Raw genomic sequence first — 20,709 nt, 5'->3', positions numbered from 1 at the left:
ACAGTTGCCGGTCCACACGGGCCGAAACCCGTCGCGGGCGAGTCGCTAGGGTGGCTGGTCGGACCGTTGAACGATTCACGGCGAAGGGAATCCGGTGACCGCTCCAGCCTCGACCGCCGAAGAGCTGACCGCCCAGCTAGACCGCGCCCGCCAGGACCACGCGGACCTGGTCGCACGCGGACTGCGCCTGGACCTCACGCGAGGCAAGCCGTCGCCGCGCCAGCTCGACCTCGCCGAAGACCTGCTGGGCGCGCAGGTGCCGGCGGTCTCCGCGGACGGCACTGACCTGCGCAACTACGGCGGGCTGCAAGGGCTGCCGGAGCTGCGGGCGATCTTCAGCGACTCGCTGCAGGTGCCGGTGGAGCAGCTGCTGGCCGCCGGGAACTCCAGCCTGGAACTGATGCACGACGCGCTGGTCTTCGCCCAGCTCGGCGTGGTGCCGGGCGGCGAGCGCCGGTGGGCCGACGAACCCGAGATCGCCTTCCTGTGCCCGGTTCCGGGCTACGACCGGCACTTCGCGCTGTGCGAGCGGTTCGGCATCAGGATGATCCCGGTGCCGATGACCGCGGAGGGCCCGGACATGGACGCCGTCGAGCGGATCGCCGCCGAGGACGCGAGGGTCAAGGGCATCTGGTGCGTGCCCAAGTACAGCAACCCCGACGGCACCGTCTACTCCGCCGAGACCGTGCGCAGGCTCGCCGCCATGGCCACCGCGGCCCCGGACTTCCGGATCTTCTGGGACAACGCCTACGCGGTGCACCACCTCGGCGACGAACCCGCCGAGATCGCCGACATGCTGGGGCTCTGCGCCGAGCACGGCAACCCAGACCGGGCGTTCGTCTTCGGCTCCACCTCGAAGATCACCTTCGCAGGCAGCGGCGTCGCCTTCTTCGGCTCCTCCCCCGCCAACGTCGAGTGGTGGCTGGGCTGCACCGCCAAGCGCAGCATCGGGCCCGACAAGATCAACCAGCTCCGGCACGTGCGGTTCCTCCGCGACGCCGAGGGGCTGCGGGAGCACATGCGCCGGCACGCGGCGCTGCTCCGGCCGAAGTTCGACGCGGTCGGCAAGATCCTCACCAGCGAGCTGGGCGGCACCGGTCTGGCCTCGTGGACCAGCCCCGCCGGCGGCTACTTCATCAGCCTCCGGGTGCCCGAGGGCTGCGCCCGGGCGGTGGTCGCCAAGGCCAAGGAGGCGGGCATCAACCTCACCCCGGCCGGCGCGACCCACCCCTACGGCGACGACCCGGCCGACCGGGTGATCCGCATCGCGCCGACCTACCCGGAGCTGCCCGAGGTAGAGCAGGCGATCGCCGCGCTGGCCACCTGCGTGCGCCTCGTCGGCACCGAGAAGCTCCTCACCGACCTGAACAGCTGAGCGGAAGGGGTGGGGCCGCGGCCCCACCCCTTCCGCCGCCAACCGCACGGCGCTCAGCCACCGCGAGCCCCGGCGGACCGGCCAGGGTCGCGCCGCGCGGTCTCGCTCTCGCGGACCAGCAGGAACACCCCGACGACCACGGCGAGCGCACCGGTGACCTCACCGGCCAGCGCCGCCGCGTCGGTGCTGATCCGCTCGCCGAACCAGCTCACCCCCGCCACGACGCCGACCAGGGGGTCGGTCACGGCGATCACGGTCAGCGCCGGGGACAGGAAGATCCCTTCGCGGAAGGCGTTCTGGCTGAGCAGGAACCCGACCGGGCCGATCAGGCACACCACGTACAGCGACCAGTGGTGCAACGGTGCCAGGAGCCCCGCGTCGCGGACCTCCCCTGCGATCACCTTGAGCAGCGCGGCGGTCACGCCGTAGAGCAGTCCGGTGGCCAGGGCCAGCGCGAGCACCCGGATCTCGGGGCGCGCGTGGACGACCACGAGCGCGCACGCGAACAGGACCAGCGCGAGCAGGACGCCCAGCGGCAGGGCCTCGACTCCGATGACGTGGTCGGTGCTCTCGGTGGGGCGCGCGCTGGACAGGAACAGCGACAGCCCGCCGATGCAGCACAGGACGCCGGCCAGCAGGGTCCGGTCCAGCCGCTTGCCCGCGCCCCAGGCGGCGAACGTGGCGCCGAACAGCAGGCCGCTGAGCAGCAACGGCTGCACCAGCGACAGCGGACCGAACGCCAGCGCCACCATCTGCAACGACAGTCCGGCGACCACCGCGAGCACGCTGGCGACCCACGCGGGGCGCTGGACCAGCAGCCACAGCAGCCTTGGGCTGACCGTCGCCGTCACCTCGGTGCTCTTGGCCTCGCGCTGCTGCACCGCGCTGGCCAGGCCGAACGCGGCAGCGCCTACCACGGCCGCCGGAACGGCGACGAGCAGATGCGCGCCGTCCATCGCCAATCCCCCTTCCTGCCCGCGGCACCGGCCGTCACAACCGCCGGAGCGATGGCCACAGCCGCGACCACGGCTGCTGCCTGCCCGTGCACAACCAGACCCGCACGTGGTGCGGGGCGTCGCCGGCGACCGGCACCACGGTGCGGAAGTGTTCCCGCAGCGCTCCGGGATCGCCTCCCACGAACAGGGTGGTGGCGTGCTGTTCGGACGGCGCTCCGAAGTACCAGAACCCCCGGTGCGGGCTGCGGACCTCCGGGCGGTCCCGGCCCGGCCAGAGCCGCTCCAGGGCGCTCGCCTGCCAGTAGTGCTCGGCCACGACGACCGTGGTGCGGCGCTGCTCCGGCGCGACGTGCTGGTAGGCGCGCTGCACCGGTTCGACGACGTGTCGCCAGCCGCCCGAGTTGTTCGACAGCGCCCTCACGTGGTCGACGGCAGGCGTCTGGACGGCCACCGCGAGCGCGAGCACCACCGCCGCGGACAGCGCCCAGGCGGGCCGGCTGGTCAGCCACCGCGCGGCCGATCGCCCGTTCTCCACGCGGACCGCGGCCACCGCCCACAGCAGCGGGAGCAGGCCGAAGCAGTAGTAGTACCGACCTCCGGCCGCCACGAAGAAGACCACGACACCGGCGCTCGCCCAGCCCAGCCACCGATAGTCGCGCAACGCCGGCGAGCGCAGCAGCGCCCGCAGACCCACGCACGCCATCCCGGCGCCGATCGGCACACCGGCGGTCAGCAGGAGCAGCGGGACCACGGACACCCGGCCACCGCCGAGCTGTTCGATCTCGGCGGGCACCACGGCGGCCATCCGCAGCTGCGGCCACCCGTGCCCCGCTTGCCACAGCACACTGGGCAGCAGGGCGGCGAAGGCCAGCCCCGCACCTGCCCACAGGCGCGGGCGCAGCGCGATGTCTCGCGGACCGACCAGCAGAGCGCTGATCAGTGCCGCCGCGCAGAACACCAGGACGAGGTACTTGGCCTGCAGGGCCACCGCCACCACGAGCCCCGCGCCGAGCAGCAGGCGGTCGCCGCGGGTCCTCACCCACCGCACAAGCACGAAGGTCAGGACCGCCCACATGAACGCATCGACCGTGGGCGTCACCAGCAGGGCGCCCGTCACGGCCAGGTGCGGTGAGACCGCGAACGTCGCCGCTGCCACGACCTGTGCCTTGCGGCCACCGCCGAGCTCGCGGGCCAGCAGTCCGGCGACGAACACCCCGCACGCGGTCAGCGCGAGCGCAGGCAGCCGCAGGACAGGCACCGAGCCGGGCGCCGCGGCGTCGGCGGCGTGGGCCAGCAGGGGCAGCAGCGGCGGCTGGTCGGCATAGCCCCAGTCCGGCCGGTCCCCCGCTGCCAGGAAGTACAGCTCGTCGCCGTGGGGTTCGAGGGTCACCGCGAACACGAGCAGGAGCCCGGCCCACGCGGCCGCGATGCCGCCGAGCGCTCCCACCGCCGGCCGAGCCATCGGCGTGACGGGCGGCGGCGAGGCCGAAAGGACGTTCGTGCGTGCGCCGGGCCGCATGTTCACCCGCCGGCGACCGCGGTGCCCGCGCCGGGCAACACCGGCGGATCCGCCTGGTCGAGCAACATCATCACCACCGCCCGAGGTGAGCGCTCCCCGCTTCGGCTACCCGCCGACGCCACCGGCAACCCACGCCCGGCACCGTGGCGCGAACCGGTGTTCGAGCCGCCCGCGCCGACGGGCCGACCCGCCCGCACGCGGTTAGGGTCTGTTCACACGCGGCGTCTGCCGCTTGCAGTGTGTAGCTAGACCCAGATCGCACCGCCGCCGGTGCTCAGAAGCCACCTGCTGAGGACAGCGCCGACGTCGTGATCGGCCATTCATGATCTCGGCGATACCGGTGCCGGCAGGTTTCCGAGATTCCGCCACCCGCACCGCTACGCAAACCACGTCCGGCGCATTCCCCGGCCTGCGGAGGGCACGAGCCACCTGGGAGGAACCTGTCTCGTGACTTCCCCACCACGTCGTCTCCTGCTGCTCAGCGCCACCATCGGCGAAGGGCACAACGCCACCGCACGCGCCGTCGAAGAGGCCGCCCGGCGGGTGTGGCCCGGCTGCGAGGTGTCCTGGCTGGACGTCCTCGAACAGATGGGGTCCTGGGTACCGGCGAGCTTCAACTGGATCTACGCCGCCAACGTCGAGTCGACGCCGTGGCTCTACGACTGGTTCTACCGGGCGCTGTGGCGCCGGCGGTGGTTCGCCGACGGATCGCGCCGGTTCGTGGGCTCCTGGAGCGGGCGCCGACTGCGGCGGCGAATCGCCGAGCACCGGCCGGACCTGATCGTGTCCACCTACCCGCTCGGTACGGCGGGGCTGGACTGGCTGCGGCGCCGCGGCGAGCTCGACGTGCCGCTGGCCGCAGTGGTGTCGGACTTCTGCCCGCACCCCTTCTGGGTTTACGCACGGATCGACGCGCACTTCGTCATGAGCCAGGTGAGCCTGCGCGAGCTGCGCCGCGCCGAACCCGAGGCGGTGGGCGCGGTCTGCGCGCCACCGGTGGTCACGGCGTTCCGGCCGACCGACAGAGCGACCGCGCGCAGGCAGTTCGGGCTGCCTGAGCAGGGCGTCACCGTGTTGGTCTCCTGCGGATCACTCGGTTTCGGGTCGGTCGAACGGGCCGTGGACGCCTCGCTCGCGGTGGAGGGGGTCGGCCGCGTCGTGGTCGTGTGCGGCCGCAACGACGCGTTGCACCAGCGCTGCGCGCGGCGGGCCGAACGCGACCACCGCCTGGTCCCCCTCGGCTGGACCGACGACATGCCCGCGCTGACCGCCGCCGCCGACGTCGTGGTGAGCAACGCCGGTGGCGCCACCGCGCTGGAAGCGCTCGCCTGCGGCCGGACCCTGGTGATGTTCGAACCGATCGCGGGCCACGGACGCGCCAACGCGGAGCTGATGGCCGAGGCCGGGCTGGCCGAGCTGTGCCCCCGTTCCAGCGACCTGACCGGCCTCCTGTGCACGCTGACCACCGACCCCGCCGAACTGCCGCGCCGGGAGCGGACCGCCCTCGAGCACAGCCGCATCGCGGACTTCACCGAGCAGGTCGCCGCGCTCGCCGGGCTCCGGCGGCAGCAGGCCGCCGAGACCATGCGCGCCCAGGACGCGTTCTTCGTCCACGCCGCCACCCCGCGCACACCCCAGCAGGCCGGAGCCGTCCTCCGGCTCGACGGTGGCACCCGCTCCACGCAGGAGTGGCGCGAGCACCTCCGCGCGCTGGTCCAGCACCGGGCACCGGGCCTGCCGCTGCTCACGCGCCGGCTGGTGGAGCGCGGGCACCGCAGGCCACGCTGGCAACACGTCGAGGAATTCGACCCGGCACGACACGTCCGCTGCCGCGAGTTGCACTCCGGTACCGCGCGGGAGTGGCACCAGGCCCGGCACGCGTTCTTCGGCACTCCGGTGCGAGCTGACGGTCCCCCCTGGGAACTGCTCCTGCTGCGCGATGCCCGCACGAACCGGACCGAACTGCTGGCCAAGGCACACCACGCCCTGGGTGACGGAGTGGCGATCACCAGCGCGCTCCTGCGCCTGCTCTCCGACGACCTGACCCGTGCGCCGGACCAACCGGCCGACCGGCCACCGGCACGGCGGCCTGGGGTGGGAGTGCTTCTTCGCGGTCTCGCCCACCTGGCGAGCGCGGGGTTCGCGCCGTCGACGGGTCTCGAGGGTCGCAGCACGGCCGGGCGCTCCTTCGCGTGGCGGGAGGTACCGGCCGCCGACGTGCGGGCCCGCGCACGCGCGCACGGGACGAGCAGCACCGCCGTGCTGCTGGCGGTCGTCGCCGAAGCCCTGCACCGCCTGGTCGACGACCGCACCGGCACCACCCCGGGGCAGCGGTTCCGGGTCATGGTCCCCAGGACCGCGCGGCTGCGCCACTGTGTCGGCGTCGACGAGCCGGGCAACCACACCCGCACGCTCGTCGTGGACCTGCCCATCGGGCCGATGCCGCCCGCGCGGCGCGTCGCCCAGGTCTCCGAGCGGGTGGCGCGGGCGGAGGAAGGCGAGCAGCCGACCGCCGCCGGGGCGGTTCTCGCGGCGCTCGGGCTGCTGCCCGCACCCGTGCACCGGTGGGCGGTCCGGCACGTCTACCACCGCCGTTTCTTCGGCGCGGTGATCTCGGTGCTGCCCGGCCGCCGGCGTCCGGTCCGCATCGGCGGCGCGCGGCTGACCCGAGTGTTCCCCGTCCTCTCGCTGGCCGAGGGAGTGGGCCTCGCGGTGGGCGTGGTGAGCTGGGCCGACACGGCCGGCTTCGGCGTCACCACCGACTCCGCGCTGCTGCCGGACGCCGCCGCCTTCGCCGACCGGCTGCTGGACGCCTTCGACGCGCTGGAGGTACCGGCACGCGGAGAAGAATCGCTGCGGGGACGGTGATCGACGATGGAGATGCGCGGGCGCACCGCGCTGGTGACGGGCGCGTCGTCCGGCATCGGCGCGGCCACGGCCACGGCTCTGGCGGCGGCGGGCTGCCGGCTGGTGGTCACCGGCCGGGACGAGCACCGCCTGGCCGAGGTCGCCGAGCGGACGGGCGCCCGGTCAGTGGTGGCCGACCTGACCGACCCGGCGCAGCTGCGGCACGTGGCCGAAGCGGCCCGCGACGCCGACCTGCTCGTGCACAGCGCGGGCGTCGGCTGGGCCGGAGACCTCACCGCGATGCCGCCCGACCGCGTCACCGGCCTGGTGGCGCTCAACCTGACGGCACCGGTGCTGCTCACCCAGGCCGCCCTGCCCGGGATGTCGCAGCGGCGGCGGGGCCACGTCGTGTTCGTCTCGTCGATCGCGGTCGTCGGGGTGCGCGACGAAGAGGTGTACGCGGCGACCAAGGGCGGACTGCGGGCCTTCGCCGCGAGCGTCCGGTTCCAGGCGGCGACGCGGGGCGTCGGTGTCACCACGGTGTTCCCCGGAGCCGTGCGCACACCGTTCTTCGGCAACCGCGGCCGTCCCTACGCCCGCGGGTTCCCGCGGATGGTCGCGCCGGCCGCGGTGGCAGGCGCCGTGCTCGACGGCGTGCGGAGGGAGCGCGCCGAAGTGTTCGTACCGCGCTGGCTGTCGGCGGCCGCCCGGCTCCACGGTGCCTTCCCGGGCGCCTTCCACCGCGCCGCCCGTCGCGCCGGGTGACCGCGCCGCTACCCCGCGGCGGCGGGCCTGCGGCCGAACCGCAGCTGGATGCCCTCGCCCCGCAGCTCGCGGCGGAACCACAGCAGCGACGCCACCGCGGCGACGGCGACCAGGCCGAACGATCCGACCGTGCTCACGAGCAGGAAGTGGTCGATCGTGGCCTGGGCGAGCGCCCACAGCGTCGTCAGGCCGTTGACCGTGAAGACCGCCGCCCACAGCACCGACACCCGCCGGAAGAACCACTGCACGCGCGTGTTGCCGATCAGCTCCGGCGGCAGGACGCAGAAGTCGCCCGCGAGCTTGACCAGGAAGGGGTTCTCCAGCCGCAGGGTCACCAGCAGCGCCAGCGCGAGCAGGAAGTTCTGCAGGCTGGGCTCCAGGAAGTACACGAACGAACTGCCGGTCGCGAACCCCAGCGCGGTGCGGGCGACGAGCAGCGCGGTGGTCGCCCACAGCACCATCGGGACGGGGGCGCGCAGCACCAGCCGGACCACCAGGGCGGCCAGCGCCCAGCCGAGCGCGGCCAGCAGACCACCGGTCAGGTCGGTGAGCCGGAACAGCACGTAGAACAGCAGCAGGGGCACGAACACCGTTTCGCCGAGGTGCTTGGCGGCGTGCCACAGGTGCGATGCGAGACCGTCGAGGTGCACGACGTGGGGGCGGTGGATCGGTCTGTCCTCACCCGGCCGGAACATGCGTCCCTGGCCGTCGGTCGGGGGCACGTCGCGGACCACTGTACGGCGTCACGGGCTCGTGTCCAGCCCGTTCAGGACCGCAGTGCGCGAATCGACTCCCGCAGGGACCCCATCGTGGCCAGCACCGCGGTCGGCTCGTAGCCGCAGTGGGCCATGCAGTTGGCGCACCGCGGGTCGCGGCCCCGGCCGTAGGCCGACCAGTCGGTCTCCTCCAGCAGCTCCCGGTAGGTCTGGGCGTAGCCGTCCGACATCAGGTAGCAGGGCCGTTGCCACCCGTACAGCGAGTACGACGGGATCGCCCACGCGGTGCAGGCGAAGTCGACCTCTCCCGCCAGGAAGTCCAGGAACCGCGGCGAGTGGTTGAACCGCCAGCCCCCGCGGCGGCCGTCGGCGAAGACCTTGGAGAACAGCTCCCTGGTTTCGGCCACCCCGAGGAAGTGCTCCTGGTCGGGAGCCTTGTCGTAGGCGTAGGCCGGCGACAGCATCATGCGGTCGACGCGCAGCTCGTCGTTGAGGAAGTTGAGGACCTCGATCACCGATGCCGGTGTGTCGCTGGTGAAGAAAGTGCTGTTCGTGGTCACCCGGAACCCGCGCCGCTGCGCCTCCCGCACGTTGTCCACCGCCTGGGCGAACACGCCCTGCTTGCACACCGACTCGTCGTGGCGCTGCTCCAGCCCGTCGATGTGCACCGCCCACGAGAAGTAGGGCGAGGGCCGCAGCTCGTCGATCTTGCGGGGCATCAGCAGGGCGTTCGTGCACAGGTAGACGAACTTCTTGCGCCGCACCAGCTCGGCGACCAGGACGCCGATCTCCGGGTGCATCAGCGGCTCGCCACCGGCGATCGACACCACCGGCGCGCCGCACTCCTCGACCGCCGCCAGCGCCTGCTCCACCGGCATTCGCCGCTTGAGCACTCCGGCGGGGTGCTGGATCTTGCCGCACCCCGCGCAGGCGAGGTTGCAGGCGAACAACGGCTCCAGCTCCAGGGTGAGGGCGAACTTCTCCCGCCGCCTGAGCCGCTGCTTGACCAGATGGGCGCCGACGCGGAGCGCCTCACGGACCGGGATTCCCATCGGGCACCTCCTTCGCGATGCCGAAGCCGACGTTGCCCCCGGTGGCCGGGTCCGCGGTGCCGGCAGGAGGCTCCGGGCACACCGCCCTGGCCCACCGGTCCAGCGCCGGGCCGAGCTCGCGGAGACGGCAGAGCGCCTTGATCCCCCGCCGGACCGTGCCAACGCCGGCGAGCGGCTCGTCCGCCGTGTCGACGACCACGCGCACGACCGCCAGCGGCCGCCCGGCGGCGGCGCGGGCCAGCCACAGCGACTCCATGTCGACTCCGAGTGCCCCGGAGGCGGCCAGCACCGCGCGCTCGGTGTCGCTCACGACGTGGCCGGTGCTGACGACCGGCCCGCAGTGCACCAACAGGTCACCACGCCCGACCTCCTCGGCCAGCAGGCGCGCCGACGGGCACGGGACCGCGCCGTGCGGACCACGGACCTCGCTTGCGACGATCACGTCACCGCTGCGCACGGCCGACCCCAGGCCACCCGCGAACCCGGCGACCGCGAACGCGTCGGCGTCCTCCTCGGCCAGACGGGCGGCCCGGCAGGCGCTGCGCACCGGCCCGTACCCGGTCCGCCGGACCTCGCGCCGCGCCGGCCCCGCCCGCAGGGCGAGTGCTTCGACCCGCAGCGGCGCGCACACCAGCAGTCGCGGCGTCATCCGCTGCCGCCCGACTGCCCGCGCCGCGCCTGTTCGTAGCGGCCGAGCGCGGTCACCGGGAACACCAGGCGGTAGAGGTGGTAGTTGATGTAGAAGTCGCCGGGGAACCCGGTTCCGGTGAACTGCGGCTCGTCCCAGGTCCCGTCCGGGCGCTGGGTCTCGGCGAGGAAGCCCACACCCCGGCGGACCGCGTCGGTGTCGTGGAGGTCCACGGCCAGCAGGGCCAGCAGCGCCCACGCCGTCTGCGAGGCCGTCGACGTGCCCCTGCCGACCCACACCGGGTCGTCGTAGGAGCGCAGGTCCTCGCCCCAGCCGCCGTCCTCGTTCTGGTGCACCTCCAGCCACCGCACCGCGCGTCGCAGCGCGAGGTGGTCGCGCCGCATGCCCGCGCGCACCAGCGCCGGAACTGCCGCGCCGGTGCCGTAGACGTGGTTGGCGCCCCACCGGCCGAACCAGGAGCCGTCGGGTTCCTGGTGGTCGAGCAGCCACCGCACGCCCCGGCGCACGGCCTCCCCCTCACCGCGGCCGAGCACGCACAGCGCTTCCACGACGTGGGCTGTCACGTCCGCCGACGGCGGGTCGATCACCGCACCGAAGTCGCAGAACGGCAGCTCGTTGACGAGCTCGCGGGTGTTGTCGGCGTCGAAGGCGCCCCATCCGCCGTCGGCGGACTGCATCCCGGACATCCAGCGCACTCCGCGGTCGATCGCGGCTCGGACCGCCCCCGGACGCTCGTGGTCGACGCCGTTCAGCGCGAGCACGACCTCGGCGGTGTCGTCGATGTCGGGATAGCCGTCGTTGTCGAACTCGAACGCCCACCCGCCCGGGGCGAGGTCCGGTCTGCGGACCGACCAGTCGCCCTTCACCCGGATCTCCTCGGCCAGCACGAAGTCCGCGGCCCGCCGCAGCGCCGGGTGGTCGGCGGCCAGCCCGGCGTCGCGCAGCGCCTGCATGCTCAGCACGGTGTCCCACACCGGGGACTGGCACGCCTCCAGCCTGCGGACCGTGCCCTCGGGGGTCTCCTCGCGGACGAGGAACCGCTCCAGGCCGGCGAGACCCTGCCGCAGCACGGGATGGCCGAGCGGATACCCGAGCAGGTGCAGGGCCAGCAGCGAGTAGACCCATGGCGGCTGGATGCCTCCCCAGGAGCCGTCGGCCTCCTGCCGCGCCACGATCCATTCCGCGGCGCGCCGCATCGCGTGCTCGCGCAACCCCTTCAGCGGCCGCCGCTGGTAGCTGTGCAGTGCCCGGTCGAGGACCTGGAACGCGCCTGCACAGGACAGCCTCGGGACCTTCCTCCGGCGCCGACGGCCGGAGTGCAGTTCGGCCAGACCCACCCCGAGATCACGTCGCGGGCGCAACGTGCACACGACGGTGAGCGGCACGATGGTCTGCCGCGCCCAGCAGCCCCAGTCCGCCAGGTTCAGCGGTACCCACGGCGGGAGCAGCACGAGCTCAGGCGGCATGGCGGGAAGGTCGTCCCAGGACCATTCGCCGAACAGCGCCAGCCAGATGCGAGTGAACACCCGGGTCGCCTCGATGCCGCCGCGCTCCAGGATCCAGGCGCGGGCCGCGGCCATGTGCTCGGAGTCGACGTCGTCACCGGCGAGCTTGAGCGCGACGTAGGCCTCCACCGTGGTGGACAGGTCGCCGGGCCCGCCGTGGAACTGCGCCCACGTGCCGTCCGCCCGTTGCCGGGAGCGGATCCAGCGCGCGGCCTGCTCGGTCTCGGTTTTGGTGAGGATGCCGAGGAAGCGCCGCAGCAGCAGGTCCTCGGCGTCCATCGTGACGTTGGTTTCCAGTTCGCCCTTCCACCAGCCCTGCTCGTGTTGCAGGGACAGCAGGTGTTCACGGGCGGCGGCCAGGGCCTCGGCCGGCGCGGCGGTCCGCTGGAGCAGCTCTTCGGTCAACGTTGCCTCCGGACGATGAACTCGGCGAGCTCGGTCAGCGACTCGACCGCCTCCGGGTTGCCTGCGGACTTGGGAAGATGCCGGTGCGCCGAGGCCAGGCGGCGCTCGCACTCGTCCTGGGTCCACTGCTGCGATCCGGCCCTGCTCACCATGTCGGCGGCCTCGTGCAGCTCGGCTTCGGTGAGCGGTTCCTCCTTGCCGTACAGCTCGCCCAGCCGCTGCCCCGCCTCGGTTCCCGAGGTGAGCGCGTGCACGATCGGCACGGTCTTCTTGCGGGCGCGCAGATCGGAGAGCACCGGTTTGCCGGTGACCTCGGGATCTCCCCACAGCCCGAGGAGGTCGTCGACGAGCTGGAACGCCATCCCCAGCTCGGAGCCGAAGGCGTGCAGCCGCTCCACCGTCTCGCGCGCGGCGCCGACGTGGAGTGCACCGATCGACGTCGAGCACGCCAGCAGCGCCGCGGTCTTCTCGTGTGCCATGTGCAGGCACTCGTCGAGCGTGACGTCGCGGCGGTGCTCGAAGTCGAGATCGGCGTTCTGGCCCGCGATCAGGCTCCGCACCGCCGCGCACAGCGCACGTGCCGACGCGATCGCGTCCCCCGACGTCGAGTCCAGCAGCACCTCGGTCGAAAGGCCGAGCAGCGCGTCGCCGGCCAGCAGCGCGGCCGGGCGTCCGAACACCGTCCACGCCGTGGGGCGGTGCCGTCTGGAAGTGTCGCCGTCCAGCAGGTCGTCGTGCAGCAGCGAGAAGTTGTGCACCAGCTCCACCGCCGCCGCCGCGGGTACGGCCTGCGCACCGTTGGGGGCGACCGCCTGCGCCGAGAGCAGCACGAGCGCGGGCCGCACGGCCTTGCCGCCGCCCCCGTTCGGCGACCCGTCGGCGTTGGTCCAGCCGAAGTGGTACTCGCACACACCGCGGGTGTCCGGGTCCAGCTTGCCGATGACCTTCCGCAGCTCGGGGTCGACGGCGGTCCGCGCGGTCAGCAGCGCTGCCGGCAGCGTCGGTGTCATGCGGTCACCTCCAGGTCATGGCGGGCTCTGCGCAGGTCGGCGTCGACGGCCTCGGCGGCTCGACGGCCGCTGCGGACCGCGCCTTCGGTGGTGTCCGGCCAGCCCGTCGCCGTCCACGCTCCGGCGAGCACGAGCCCGGGCAGACCGGTGCGGGCAGGCGGCCGGAGCTCCGCCGTGCCGGGCGCCTGCCGGAAGGTGGCGTTCGGCTCGCGGCTGACGAAGAAGTCCAGGACCCGCGCGTCGCGTGCGCGGGGGAAAAGATCCCCCAGAGCGGGCAGGAACTCCTCCCGCAGGTCCGCGGTCCGCGTGTCGAGGCAGTCGTCCGCCGCCGACAGCGAGATCGCGAGGTACTGGCCCCTTCGCACGCCCGCGGCACGGCTGCGGTCGAACACGAACTGCACCGGCGAGTCGACGACGGCGGCCATGTCCAGGTCGGTGACGGGCCGGTCGTAGACGACGTGCACGTTGACGATCGGCGACGCCGACAGGCGTTCCCACCGCGCTGCCTCCGCCATGCCGAGCCCGGAGAGCAACGAGGCCGCGCGGCGGTGCGGCACGGCGACCACCACCGAGTCCGCGCCGATCTCACCACCGTTGCGGACCGCCACCGACCACCGCTCGCCGCCGCGGCGCACTGCGCTGACCGTGCTGCGCAGCCGCACGTCCACTCCTGCCGCGGTGAGTGCTTCCCCGGCCGCCTGTCCGTGCAGTTCTCCCAGCGGGCGGCGGTAGAACCCGATGTCGCCGTTGCTCGCGCCGTCCAGCAGTCCGCGCCGGAACACCACGGCCGCCAACGCCATCGATGCGTCGTCGGGTTGGGCGTTGAGCGCCGCGACCGCCAGCAGACCCCACAGCAGCCGGACCGAACGCTCCGTCTCACCGCGGTCGCGCAGCCAGTCGCCGAGGCTGCTCCGGTCGAGTTCCGGGTCGTCGACGTCGAGCGCTCGCAGCCCCATCGCGGTGCGCGCGACCCGAATCCGCTCGGGCAGCGTCAGCATCCGGTGTCCGAAAAGGACCGGAGCCAGGTGCGCGGGCGCGGGCAGGTTCCACCGCCGCAACACCGATCCTCGCCGCAGCGGCGCCAGCACGGGGACGCGGAAGCGCGGCTGGACCTCGACCCCGTCGGCGACGCCCATGCGGTCGAGCAGCGCCGCGTATTCGGAGTAGCAACGCAGGAAGACGTGCTGGCCCGTGTCGACGACGAGGTCCTGGCGCTGGAACGAGCTCGTGGCGCCGCCGAGCCGGGGACGGCCTTCGAGGAGCGTGACGTCGTGGCCGCGGTCGGCGCAGTCGAGCGCGGCCGTGATGCCGGCCAGCCCGGCCCCGACCACGACGATCTTCCCGCCGCCGGTGCCGATCACGGGGCACGCCCCGCCAGCGAGCGGGCCGCGACACCGGCTTTCTTCCACGCGGGCAACGACATCCGGCCGCGCAGAGCCTGCTGGGGATCACCGGTGATGCGGTGCAGCAGCTCGTGGTAGATGCCCGCCATGGCGGCGCAGCACGCGCGGCTGCGCCTGTCCAACAGGGGCAGCAGCCCCAGGCCGTCGGCGTACCACACTTCGGCGCGCTGGGCCTGCGCATCGATGAGCGCCTTCCACCCGGGCTCGTCGATGCGCAGGTCTCCGTCGCGGTCGGCTTCCATGCCCACCCCGAAGCGCTCCAGGTCCGCGGCGGGCAGGTACACGCGTCCGTTGCGGAAATCCTCCCGCACGTCCCGAAGGATGTTGGTGAGCTGGAGCGCCACGCCGAGCGCGTCGGCGCGCGGTCGCGCCTCGGCGAGGTCCGCCGCGCCGAACACACCGAGCGACAGCCGCCCGACCGACCCCGCCACGCAGCGGCAGTAGTGCACCAGTTCGGCGAAAGTGCCGTAGGTCGCGCCGCGCACGTCGGACTCGCAACCGTCGATCAGCTCGTCGAAGGCGGCGAGCGGGATCGGCATCCGTTGTGCCGTGGCCGCAAGCGCCACCACGACAGGGTCCGACGAGTCCACGGTGGCCGAGTGCACGGCGACCCTGGCCTGCTTGAGCCTGCGCAGCTTCTCCTCGCAGGGCAGGTCGCCGTCGCCGATGTCGTCCACCCGCCGGGCGAAGGCGTACACGGCCGACAGCGCCCGCCGCTTCGGCCCGGGCAGCAGGCGGATTCCGTAGGAGAAGTTGCGGGCCTGCTCGCCGGTGATCCGCTCGCACTCCGCGTAGGCCTCGCGAATCCGCGCCGGAGAAGCCGTCATCGCCCACCCCCCACCAGCCACAGCCGCGCCCACTCCCCCGCGGTGCGCAGGCGGGTCGGCCGCACGTCGACCGCGAGCGGGTCGTAGCCCGCCGCCTCGAACGCCGCGGCCGTGGCGCAACCCCCCGCCACGTACCCGGCCACGGCGACGGAGCCGAGGCCGGAAAGCAGGTGGACCAAGGGAGAACCCGCGCGCAACATGCGGCGGGCCCGGCCGACCTCGAAGCGGATCAGGCCGCGCAGCTTGGTCGGGGCAACGGTCCGGCGCAGGTCGTCGTCACCGCAGCCGAAGCGCTTAAGGTCCTCGGCGGGCAGGTAGACCCGGCCCTGCTCGATGTCCTCGCGGATGTCCTGGCAGTGCTCCAGCACCTGCAACGCGGTGCAGATCTTGTCGGACAACGAGACCAGCGCGGGCTCTGGCCGCCCGAACACGTGGAGGACCGCCTCCCCGACCGGATTGGCCGACAGCGCGCAGTAGCCGCGCAGGTCGTCGAACGTCTCGTAGCGCCGGACGCGCTGGTCCTGCCGGTTGGCCTCGATCATCTTCGCCAGCAGCTCGCGGGGAATCCCGCACTCGCGGACGGTCGGACCGAGCATCCGCAGGACGGGGGTCCGCGCCGTGCCCTGGTAGCAGCGCCCGAGCTCGGCGTCCAGCAGGTCCAGCAGCGTGCCGCGGTCGCCTGGCGCTTCGTCCCCTGCGTAGTCGACGAGCCGGAAGAACCCGTAGAGCGCAGCCAGGTGCCGGCGAACCCTGCGCGGCAGGAGCCCAGCGGCCACCGGGAAGTTCTCGGACCGCATGCGCTCCAGCAGCGTCGCCGCTCCCGGAAGCTCGCCCAGCGCACGGGCGTCGTCCTCGAAGACGCCCTCGAAGCGCGCGTGGTCGCCCTGCGCCACCAAGTGATTCCCCCCTCGAACATCCTGGCGGCCCACCGGCGGAGGGGAGAGTGCTTCCCGCACGCCGCCGCATGGCGCCGGGCACCACCGTCGCACGGGCTGTCCACCCGCGCACGCCGTAACAGCGCGCGCGACAGCGGATGTCCTCAGTGGATCTCGGACAGGAAACTCTTACCACCGAAGGAATCTTGGTTCGTGGCACACAGTGGAATCCGTACACGAGGAGCCGACTTCGCTGTGGTACCAACCGGAACCAGCAGCGGCAACCTTTCCCGCTCGGCACGGCGAACGGCCGCGCCCGGGTCCTCCGCCACCCAGCGGGGCTGACGGGTGCGCTGCTTCTTGCGTTCCCACGGCGACGAGTCGGCGCCGTTAAGCGTTTTCGAAGCGCAGCCCGGCGCCCTATTGAAGGTTTCCCGGCGACCGACCACCGCCTACCGCAAAGCGCTCCAGCGCCGTCGCGGAATTAATCCCCGCCCGGATTCGTCGAAACGAATCGCTTCCACGAAGCCACCGCGGTCAAGCTGACGCGCAAATTTCTATTGTGGACTATTTCTGCCCCTGTCCGTCGTTGACGTTCGACGAGAACCGCGCCTCGACCACGACAACCACGGGGCGTACCGAACCGATCCAGGCCGCCTCACCGGGCACGTTGCCCGACCGAAGGGAGAAGGATTCCGCCACCCTTCCGGGTTAACTGGAATATTCACCTCGCCGCCGTTGGCGAATTCTTTTCATTCGTTGCGGGCAAGTGCGAATGTCATTCCGAAGAGTGGCGCGCATTGCCGCGGTTCCGGATCGCCGATAACTTCGCAAGAGGCATCCGCACGCACGGAAAACGGAGAAATCGTGGTGAAAGCCCTGCGCGAGGTGCGGAAGAAGAGGCGGCACCACCAGCGGGCAATTCCGCCGCCCGGCCGATCCGCCGGTACTCCTTCCGCAACCCGAACCGACCTGCTTTCGCACCGAATCCCGCACTTCGCTCCCGACGCCGGCTGGTGGCGGTGAACCACCCCGTGCGCATGCACGCCTCTACGAACGACAGGAGAAGCGCATGACGATGCTGCCCGAAGCCGCCCGGCCGGCACTCGCCCGCGACGCCGCCCCGGCGAACCCGACCCGGCTGCGCCATCCCGCCTTCCTGCTCAACGCGCCGTTCTCGTTCAGCACCGAGGTGCCGAACAACATCTGGATGCGGGAGTACCCGGAGCAGGAGCGCCCGGTGGACCACCACCGCGCGATGGCGCAGTTCCTGCGGCTCCAGGCGTGCCTGGCCGAGCACGCGCTGGTGTACGTGCTGCCGACACCGCGCACGAGCGGTCTGCAGGACCTCGTGTTCACCGCGAACCTGGGCATCGCCCTGGACCACCTGCCCGACGGCGACGACGTGGTCGTCGCGAACTTCACCTCCGCTCCCCGGCGCGGCGAGACCGAGGTCGGGGTGGGCTTCTTCGAGTCGATGGGCTATCGCACGCACGTGGCACCGCACCGCTTCGAGGGCGAGGCGGACCTGAAGCACCTGCACGGCAACGTCTACGTCGGCGGCTGGGGGATGCGCTCGGACCCGGCGGTCCACGACTGGTTCGAGCGGACCTTCGACATGCGGATCGTGCGCGTGGAGATGACCGATCCCTACCTGTACCACCTCGACTGCTGCGTCTTCCCGCTGACGCGCGAGCACACGCTGGTGTGCACCGAGGCGTTCACGACGCGCGAACTGGACGAGCTCGCCCGGCACACCGAGATCATCGACGTGTCCATGGCGTCCAGCCGCATCGGCCTGTGCAACTCGGTGCGGCTGGACCGCACGGTGGTCAACGGCTCGAACCTGCACGGCATGCGTCCGGGCACCGAGGAGCACCGGATGGAGAGCGCGAAGAACGACGAGCTGGCCGCGATCGCCGACGCGCACGGGCTCGGCGTCACCCACATCGACCTCAGCGAGTACCACAAGGGCGGCGCGGACCTCTCCTGCATGGTGATGCACCTCAACCGGTACTCCTACGACCGGCCGGCGAGTCGTCCGCCCGCTGACGCGGTGGATCCGGAGCCGGCGGCGACCGCAGGCAGCGGCCCGCGACTGGTCGTCCAGCCCGGCACCCCGGCCGGCGAGCAGCGGAGCAAGCAGGATGCCTGAGCTGACGTGGCGGCCGCTGCGGGCCGCCGACGCGCTGGCGTGGGCGGCGTTGATGCGCGCCATCCCGCACCGGGACCGGCCGGTGGACCACGTCGACACCGCCGACTTCGTTCGCACCCTGGCCGCTCCAGGCATCGACGAGGAAGACTCGATGGGCGTCTTCGCGGGCCCGGCGCTCGTGGGCTGCTCGATCGTGCGGCCCGCCGCCGACGGGAACCGGTGCGACATCGAAGGAGGCGTGCACCCCGGCCACCGAGGCCAAGGCCTGGGCGGCCGGCTGCTCGACTGGGCGGTGGCACGAGTGGCCCAGCGCCCGCCCCGGCCACAACGGATCGGCGTGTGGTGCGCCGAGCACAACGAGGCGCACAGGAAACTGGTGACGCAACGGGGACTGCGCCCCGACCTGCTGTACCACGAGGTGTACTCCCGGCTGGAGAGCGTGCCGCCCTTGCCAGCGCCCTCGCTGCCCGACGGACTGGTGCTGCGGGCCTACACCACCGACCTGGACGAGGCGGTGCGCGCGGCGCACAACGACGCGTTCACCGGGCAGCTCGAGGACGGCCACGTCGACCGGGACCGCTGGCGGCGCGACTTCACCGGCTGCGCCTCCTTCCTGCCCGAGCTGTCGTTCGTGGTGCTCGACGCGCGCGGGGTGGTGGTCGCGCACCTGCTGTCCTACGCCCACGACGCCAGCCCGCACGCCACGGGGCAGCGGGACCTCAAGGTCGAGTACATCGGCACACGACCAGGATTCCGCGGCCGCTTCCTGGACCGGGTGCTGCTCGCCGAGAACGACCGGGTGGCGCGGGCACGCGGCTACGTCGGGATGGCGTTCTCGGTGGACTCGGCCAATCCGACGGGCGCGCTGCGCGTGTTCGAGCGCATCGGTGTCTACGACCCGCGGCGCGACGACTGCATCACCTGGGTGCTCCACGAAGGCGATCCGCTCGGACACGAGCGCGGCGCTGCCGTGGCCGCGGAGGGAGAACACGCGTGATCGACGACCTGCTCGCCGCCGGCCCGGCGGCCGAACCGGTGGAGGCGGTGCACCGCAGGCTTCGCGGTTTCCTGGACCGCCACCGGCCGCCGACGCCGTGCCTGGTGGTGGACCTGCCGACGATCGCCCACCGCTTCGGGCAACTCACGCGGCTGTTCCCTTCCGCAGTGCTGCACTACGCGGTGAAGGCCAACCCCGCGCCGGAGGTGGTGTCGCTGCTGGCCGGTCTCGGCGCGTCGTTCGACGTGGCCAGTCCGGCCGAGGCGGAGCTGTGCCTGGAAGCCGGCGCGGCACCGGACCTGCTGTCCTACGGCAACACTGTCAAGAAGGCGTCGGACGTGGCGCGCGTTCACGACCTCGGCCTCCGATTGTTCACAGTGGACAGTGAGCCGGACCTGGTCAACGTGGCCGCCGAGGCTCCGGGTTCCGACGTGCTCTGCCGGGTCTTCGCCGAGCCGCCCGGGGCGAGCACGCCGTTCGGCCGCAAGTTCGGCTGCGAGCCGGAGCTGGCGGAGTCGTTGCTGCGCCGCGCGGGCAGGCTCGGGCTGCGACCGCGCGGGTTGTCGTTCCACGTGGGCACCCAGCAGCTCGACCCGCGCGCGTGGGAGCACGGCATCGCCACCAGCGCCCGGCTGATGGACCGGCTGGCCGAATCGGGCGTCCTTTTGACGACGCTGGACCTCGGCGGCGGGCTCCCGGCGGCCTACCGCGACGGCGCGCCGCCGCTCGCCGAGTACGCGGCCGCGATCGAGGAGTACCTCGACCGGTACTTCGGCGCGGCGCGGCCGGAGGTCGTGCTGGAGCCGGGAAGGGCCGTGGTCGCCGACGCCGGTGTGCTTCGCAGCGAGGTCGTGCTGGTGTCCCGCAAGGCCTACGAGCACCGGCACCGCTGGGTGTATCTGGACGTGGGCAGGCACAACGGGCTGACCGAGACCGAGGACGAGTTCATCACCTACGCGCTGGCGACGCCGCACGACGGCGGCCCCACCGGGCCGGTCGTGCTCGCCGGGCCCACCTGCGACGGCGACGACGTGCTGTACGAGCGCAACACCTACCACCTGCCGCTGGACCTCCACGCGGGAGACCACGTGGACGTGCTCGCCGCGGGCGCGTACACCGCCAGCTGCGCCACCGTCGGGTTCAACGGCTTCCCACCGCTGCCGACCGTCCACTTGGGACCCGACGGCGAGCCGGTGGGCGAGGTGGCCCGCCATGGCTGACCGCGAGCACCGCTTCGCAGGCAGGCACGTGATCGCCGAACTGGTGTCGGTCGAGTCGGAACTGCTCGACGACGAGGAGTTCCTGCGCCGGGCGCTGGGAGAGGCGCTGGGCGCGGCGGGCGCCACCGTGTGCGGGATGAGCTCCCACCGGTTCCAGCCGCAGGGCGTGACCGTGCTCGCGATGCTGACGGAGTCGCACGCGTCCGTGCACACCTACCCGGAGTTCGGCGCCGCGTTCGTGGACGCGTTCACCTGCGGCAGCACCGCGGACCCGGAACTGGCGGTGCGGCTGCTCGTGCGTGCGCTGGACGCCTCCGTCGGGCAGCTGCGCACCCTGCGGCGCGGTACTCGACCGGCGCACGCGCTGGCGGACCCCGTCAGTTGATCCCTTGCCCCCGGGCCAGCCGGCCGGGCAGCAGGTAGCCGTGAGGAT

Annotated in this window: 17 protein-coding genes; 7 read left to right on the top strand and 10 right to left on the bottom strand. The window is 72.7% G+C overall.

From position 1 onward, the window contains the following. The first annotated feature begins 94 nt into the window (after positions 1–94). A complete protein-coding gene (locus tag HUO13_RS17430; protein ID WP_211902360.1) occupies positions 95–1,375 on the top strand; it encodes an aminotransferase class I/II-fold pyridoxal phosphate-dependent enzyme in 1,281 nt (426 codons plus the stop codon). 53 nt (positions 1,376–1,428) lie between these two features. Here the strand turns inward: HUO13_RS17430 and HUO13_RS17425 are convergent, their stop codons facing one another. After that, complete coding sequence (locus HUO13_RS17425; RefSeq protein ID WP_211902359.1) at positions 1,429–2,331, bottom strand: DMT family transporter; 903 nt, start codon at positions 2,329–2,331, stop codon at positions 1,429–1,431. A 34-nt stretch (positions 2,332–2,365) separates the two neighbouring features. Further along, positions 2,366–3,793 (bottom strand): glycosyltransferase family 39 protein, encoded by a 1,428-nt coding sequence (locus HUO13_RS17420; protein WP_249124959.1) that lies wholly within the window; start codon positions 3,791–3,793, stop codon positions 2,366–2,368. 504 nt (positions 3,794–4,297) lie between these two features. On the opposite strand from HUO13_RS17420, the gene HUO13_RS17415 reads away from it, so the two are divergent. Together HUO13_RS17415 and HUO13_RS17410 are read left to right on the top strand one after the other, a co-directional pair. Beyond that, complete coding sequence (locus tag HUO13_RS17415) at positions 4,298–6,718, top strand: WS/DGAT domain-containing protein (protein ID WP_211902358.1); 2,421 nt, start codon at positions 4,298–4,300, stop codon at positions 6,716–6,718. A gap of 6 nt (positions 6,719–6,724) precedes the next feature. Then, positions 6,725–7,462, top strand: a complete 738-nt coding sequence (locus HUO13_RS17410) for an SDR family NAD(P)-dependent oxidoreductase (RefSeq protein ID WP_211902357.1) — start codon at positions 6,725–6,727, stop codon at positions 7,460–7,462. 8 nt (positions 7,463–7,470) lie between these two features. On the opposite strand, the gene HUO13_RS17405 is transcribed toward HUO13_RS17410, so the two are convergent. Genes HUO13_RS17405 through hpnC form a run of 8 tightly spaced genes read right to left on the bottom strand, consistent with a single transcriptional unit; the run spans position 7,471 to position 15,922 of the window. Then, complete coding sequence (locus HUO13_RS17405) at positions 7,471–8,184, bottom strand: VC0807 family protein (protein ID WP_249124958.1); 714 nt, start codon at positions 8,182–8,184, stop codon at positions 7,471–7,473. A gap of 44 nt (positions 8,185–8,228) precedes the next feature. Continuing rightward, a complete protein-coding gene (gene hpnH / locus HUO13_RS17400; RefSeq protein ID WP_211902356.1) occupies positions 8,229–9,230 on the bottom strand; it encodes an adenosyl-hopene transferase HpnH in 1,002 nt (333 codons plus the stop codon). After that, positions 9,211–9,879, bottom strand: coding sequence for a hypothetical protein (locus HUO13_RS17395; protein ID WP_211902355.1), 669 nt, complete (start codon positions 9,877–9,879; stop codon positions 9,211–9,213). Before HUO13_RS17395 ends, hpnH begins: the two co-directional genes overlap by 20 nt. Beyond that, positions 9,876–11,789 (bottom strand): squalene--hopene cyclase, encoded by a 1,914-nt coding sequence (shc, locus tag HUO13_RS17390; protein ID WP_211902354.1) that lies wholly within the window; start codon positions 11,787–11,789, stop codon positions 9,876–9,878. The genes HUO13_RS17395 and shc overlap by 4 nt, the downstream gene beginning before the upstream one ends. Beyond that, complete coding sequence (locus HUO13_RS17385; RefSeq protein ID WP_211902353.1) at positions 11,786–12,799, bottom strand: polyprenyl synthetase family protein; 1,014 nt, start codon at positions 12,797–12,799, stop codon at positions 11,786–11,788. The genes shc and HUO13_RS17385 overlap by 4 nt, the downstream gene beginning before the upstream one ends. Then, positions 12,796–14,160: a hydroxysqualene dehydroxylase HpnE gene (gene hpnE / locus HUO13_RS17380; RefSeq protein WP_211902352.1), complete on the bottom strand. Its 1,365-nt coding sequence runs from the start codon at positions 14,158–14,160 to the stop codon at positions 12,796–12,798. Before hpnE ends, HUO13_RS17385 begins: the two co-directional genes overlap by 4 nt. Next, positions 14,157–15,029 (bottom strand): presqualene diphosphate synthase HpnD, encoded by an 873-nt coding sequence (gene hpnD, locus HUO13_RS17375; RefSeq protein ID WP_211902351.1) that lies wholly within the window; start codon positions 15,027–15,029, stop codon positions 14,157–14,159. Before hpnD ends, hpnE begins: the two co-directional genes overlap by 4 nt. After that, positions 15,026–15,922 carry a squalene synthase HpnC gene (hpnC, locus tag HUO13_RS17370; protein WP_249124957.1) on the bottom strand — a complete coding sequence of 299 codons (897 nt, stop codon included), beginning with the start codon at positions 15,920–15,922 and terminating at the stop codon, positions 15,026–15,028. The genes hpnD and hpnC overlap by 4 nt, the downstream gene beginning before the upstream one ends. Positions 15,923–16,976: 1,054 nt before the next feature. Between hpnC and HUO13_RS17365 the strand changes: the two genes are divergently transcribed. Genes HUO13_RS17365 through speD form a run of 4 tightly spaced genes read left to right on the top strand, consistent with a single transcriptional unit; the run spans position 16,977 to position 20,661 of the window. Further along, on the top strand, positions 16,977–18,059 hold the full coding sequence (locus HUO13_RS17365) for a dimethylarginine dimethylaminohydrolase family protein (RefSeq protein ID WP_211902349.1): 1,083 nt from the start codon (positions 16,977–16,979) through the stop codon (positions 18,057–18,059). Beyond that, entirely contained in the window at positions 18,052–19,056 is a 1,005-nt protein-coding gene (locus HUO13_RS17360; protein WP_211902348.1) for a GNAT family N-acetyltransferase, read from the top strand. The genes HUO13_RS17365 and HUO13_RS17360 overlap by 8 nt, the downstream gene beginning before the upstream one ends. Beyond that, a complete protein-coding gene (locus HUO13_RS17355) occupies positions 19,053–20,276 on the top strand; it encodes a type III PLP-dependent enzyme (RefSeq protein WP_211902347.1) in 1,224 nt (407 codons plus the stop codon). The genes HUO13_RS17360 and HUO13_RS17355 overlap by 4 nt, the downstream gene beginning before the upstream one ends. After that, positions 20,269–20,661: an adenosylmethionine decarboxylase gene (speD, locus tag HUO13_RS17350; RefSeq protein ID WP_211902346.1), complete on the top strand. Its 393-nt coding sequence runs from the start codon at positions 20,269–20,271 to the stop codon at positions 20,659–20,661. Before HUO13_RS17355 ends, speD begins: the two co-directional genes overlap by 8 nt. The last annotated feature ends 48 nt before the right edge of the window (positions 20,662–20,709 follow it).

The organism is Saccharopolyspora erythraea, assembly GCF_018141105.1.
In the GTDB taxonomy this organism is placed as follows: Bacteria; Actinomycetota; Actinomycetes; order Mycobacteriales; family Pseudonocardiaceae; genus Saccharopolyspora_D; species Saccharopolyspora_D erythraea_A.
Note: the sequence above shows the minus strand (reverse complement) of the source record. Positions and strands in the feature narration are given on the sequence as shown.

What these genes read in the sequence shown, in the direction of transcription:
- HUO13_RS17425 (WP_211902359.1), bottom strand. Translation starts at nt 2,331, where the DNA reads ATGGACGGCGCGCATCTGCTCGTCGCCGTTCCGGCGGCCGTGGTAGGC.
- HUO13_RS17420 (WP_249124959.1), bottom strand. Translation starts at nt 3,793, where the DNA reads ATGGCTCGGCCGGCGGTGGGAGCGCTCGGCGGCATCGCGGCCGCGTGG.
- HUO13_RS17410 (WP_211902357.1), top strand. Translation starts at nt 6,725, where the DNA reads ATGGAGATGCGCGGGCGCACCGCGCTGGTGACGGGCGCGTCGTCCGGC.
- hpnH (WP_211902356.1), bottom strand. Translation starts at nt 9,230, where the DNA reads ATGGGAATCCCGGTCCGTGAGGCGCTCCGCGTCGGCGCCCATCTGGTC.
- HUO13_RS17395 (WP_211902355.1), bottom strand. Translation starts at nt 9,879, where the DNA reads ATGACGCCGCGACTGCTGGTGTGCGCGCCGCTGCGGGTCGAAGCACTC.
- HUO13_RS17385 (WP_211902353.1), bottom strand. Translation starts at nt 12,799, where the DNA reads ATGACACCGACGCTGCCGGCAGCGCTGCTGACCGCGCGGACCGCCGTC.
- hpnD (WP_211902351.1), bottom strand. Translation starts at nt 15,029, where the DNA reads ATGACGGCTTCTCCGGCGCGGATTCGCGAGGCCTACGCGGAGTGCGAG.
- HUO13_RS17365 (WP_211902349.1), top strand. Translation starts at nt 16,977, where the DNA reads ATGACGATGCTGCCCGAAGCCGCCCGGCCGGCACTCGCCCGCGACGCC.
- HUO13_RS17360 (WP_211902348.1), top strand. Translation starts at nt 18,052, where the DNA reads ATGCCTGAGCTGACGTGGCGGCCGCTGCGGGCCGCCGACGCGCTGGCG.
- speD (WP_211902346.1), top strand. Translation starts at nt 20,269, where the DNA reads ATGGCTGACCGCGAGCACCGCTTCGCAGGCAGGCACGTGATCGCCGAA.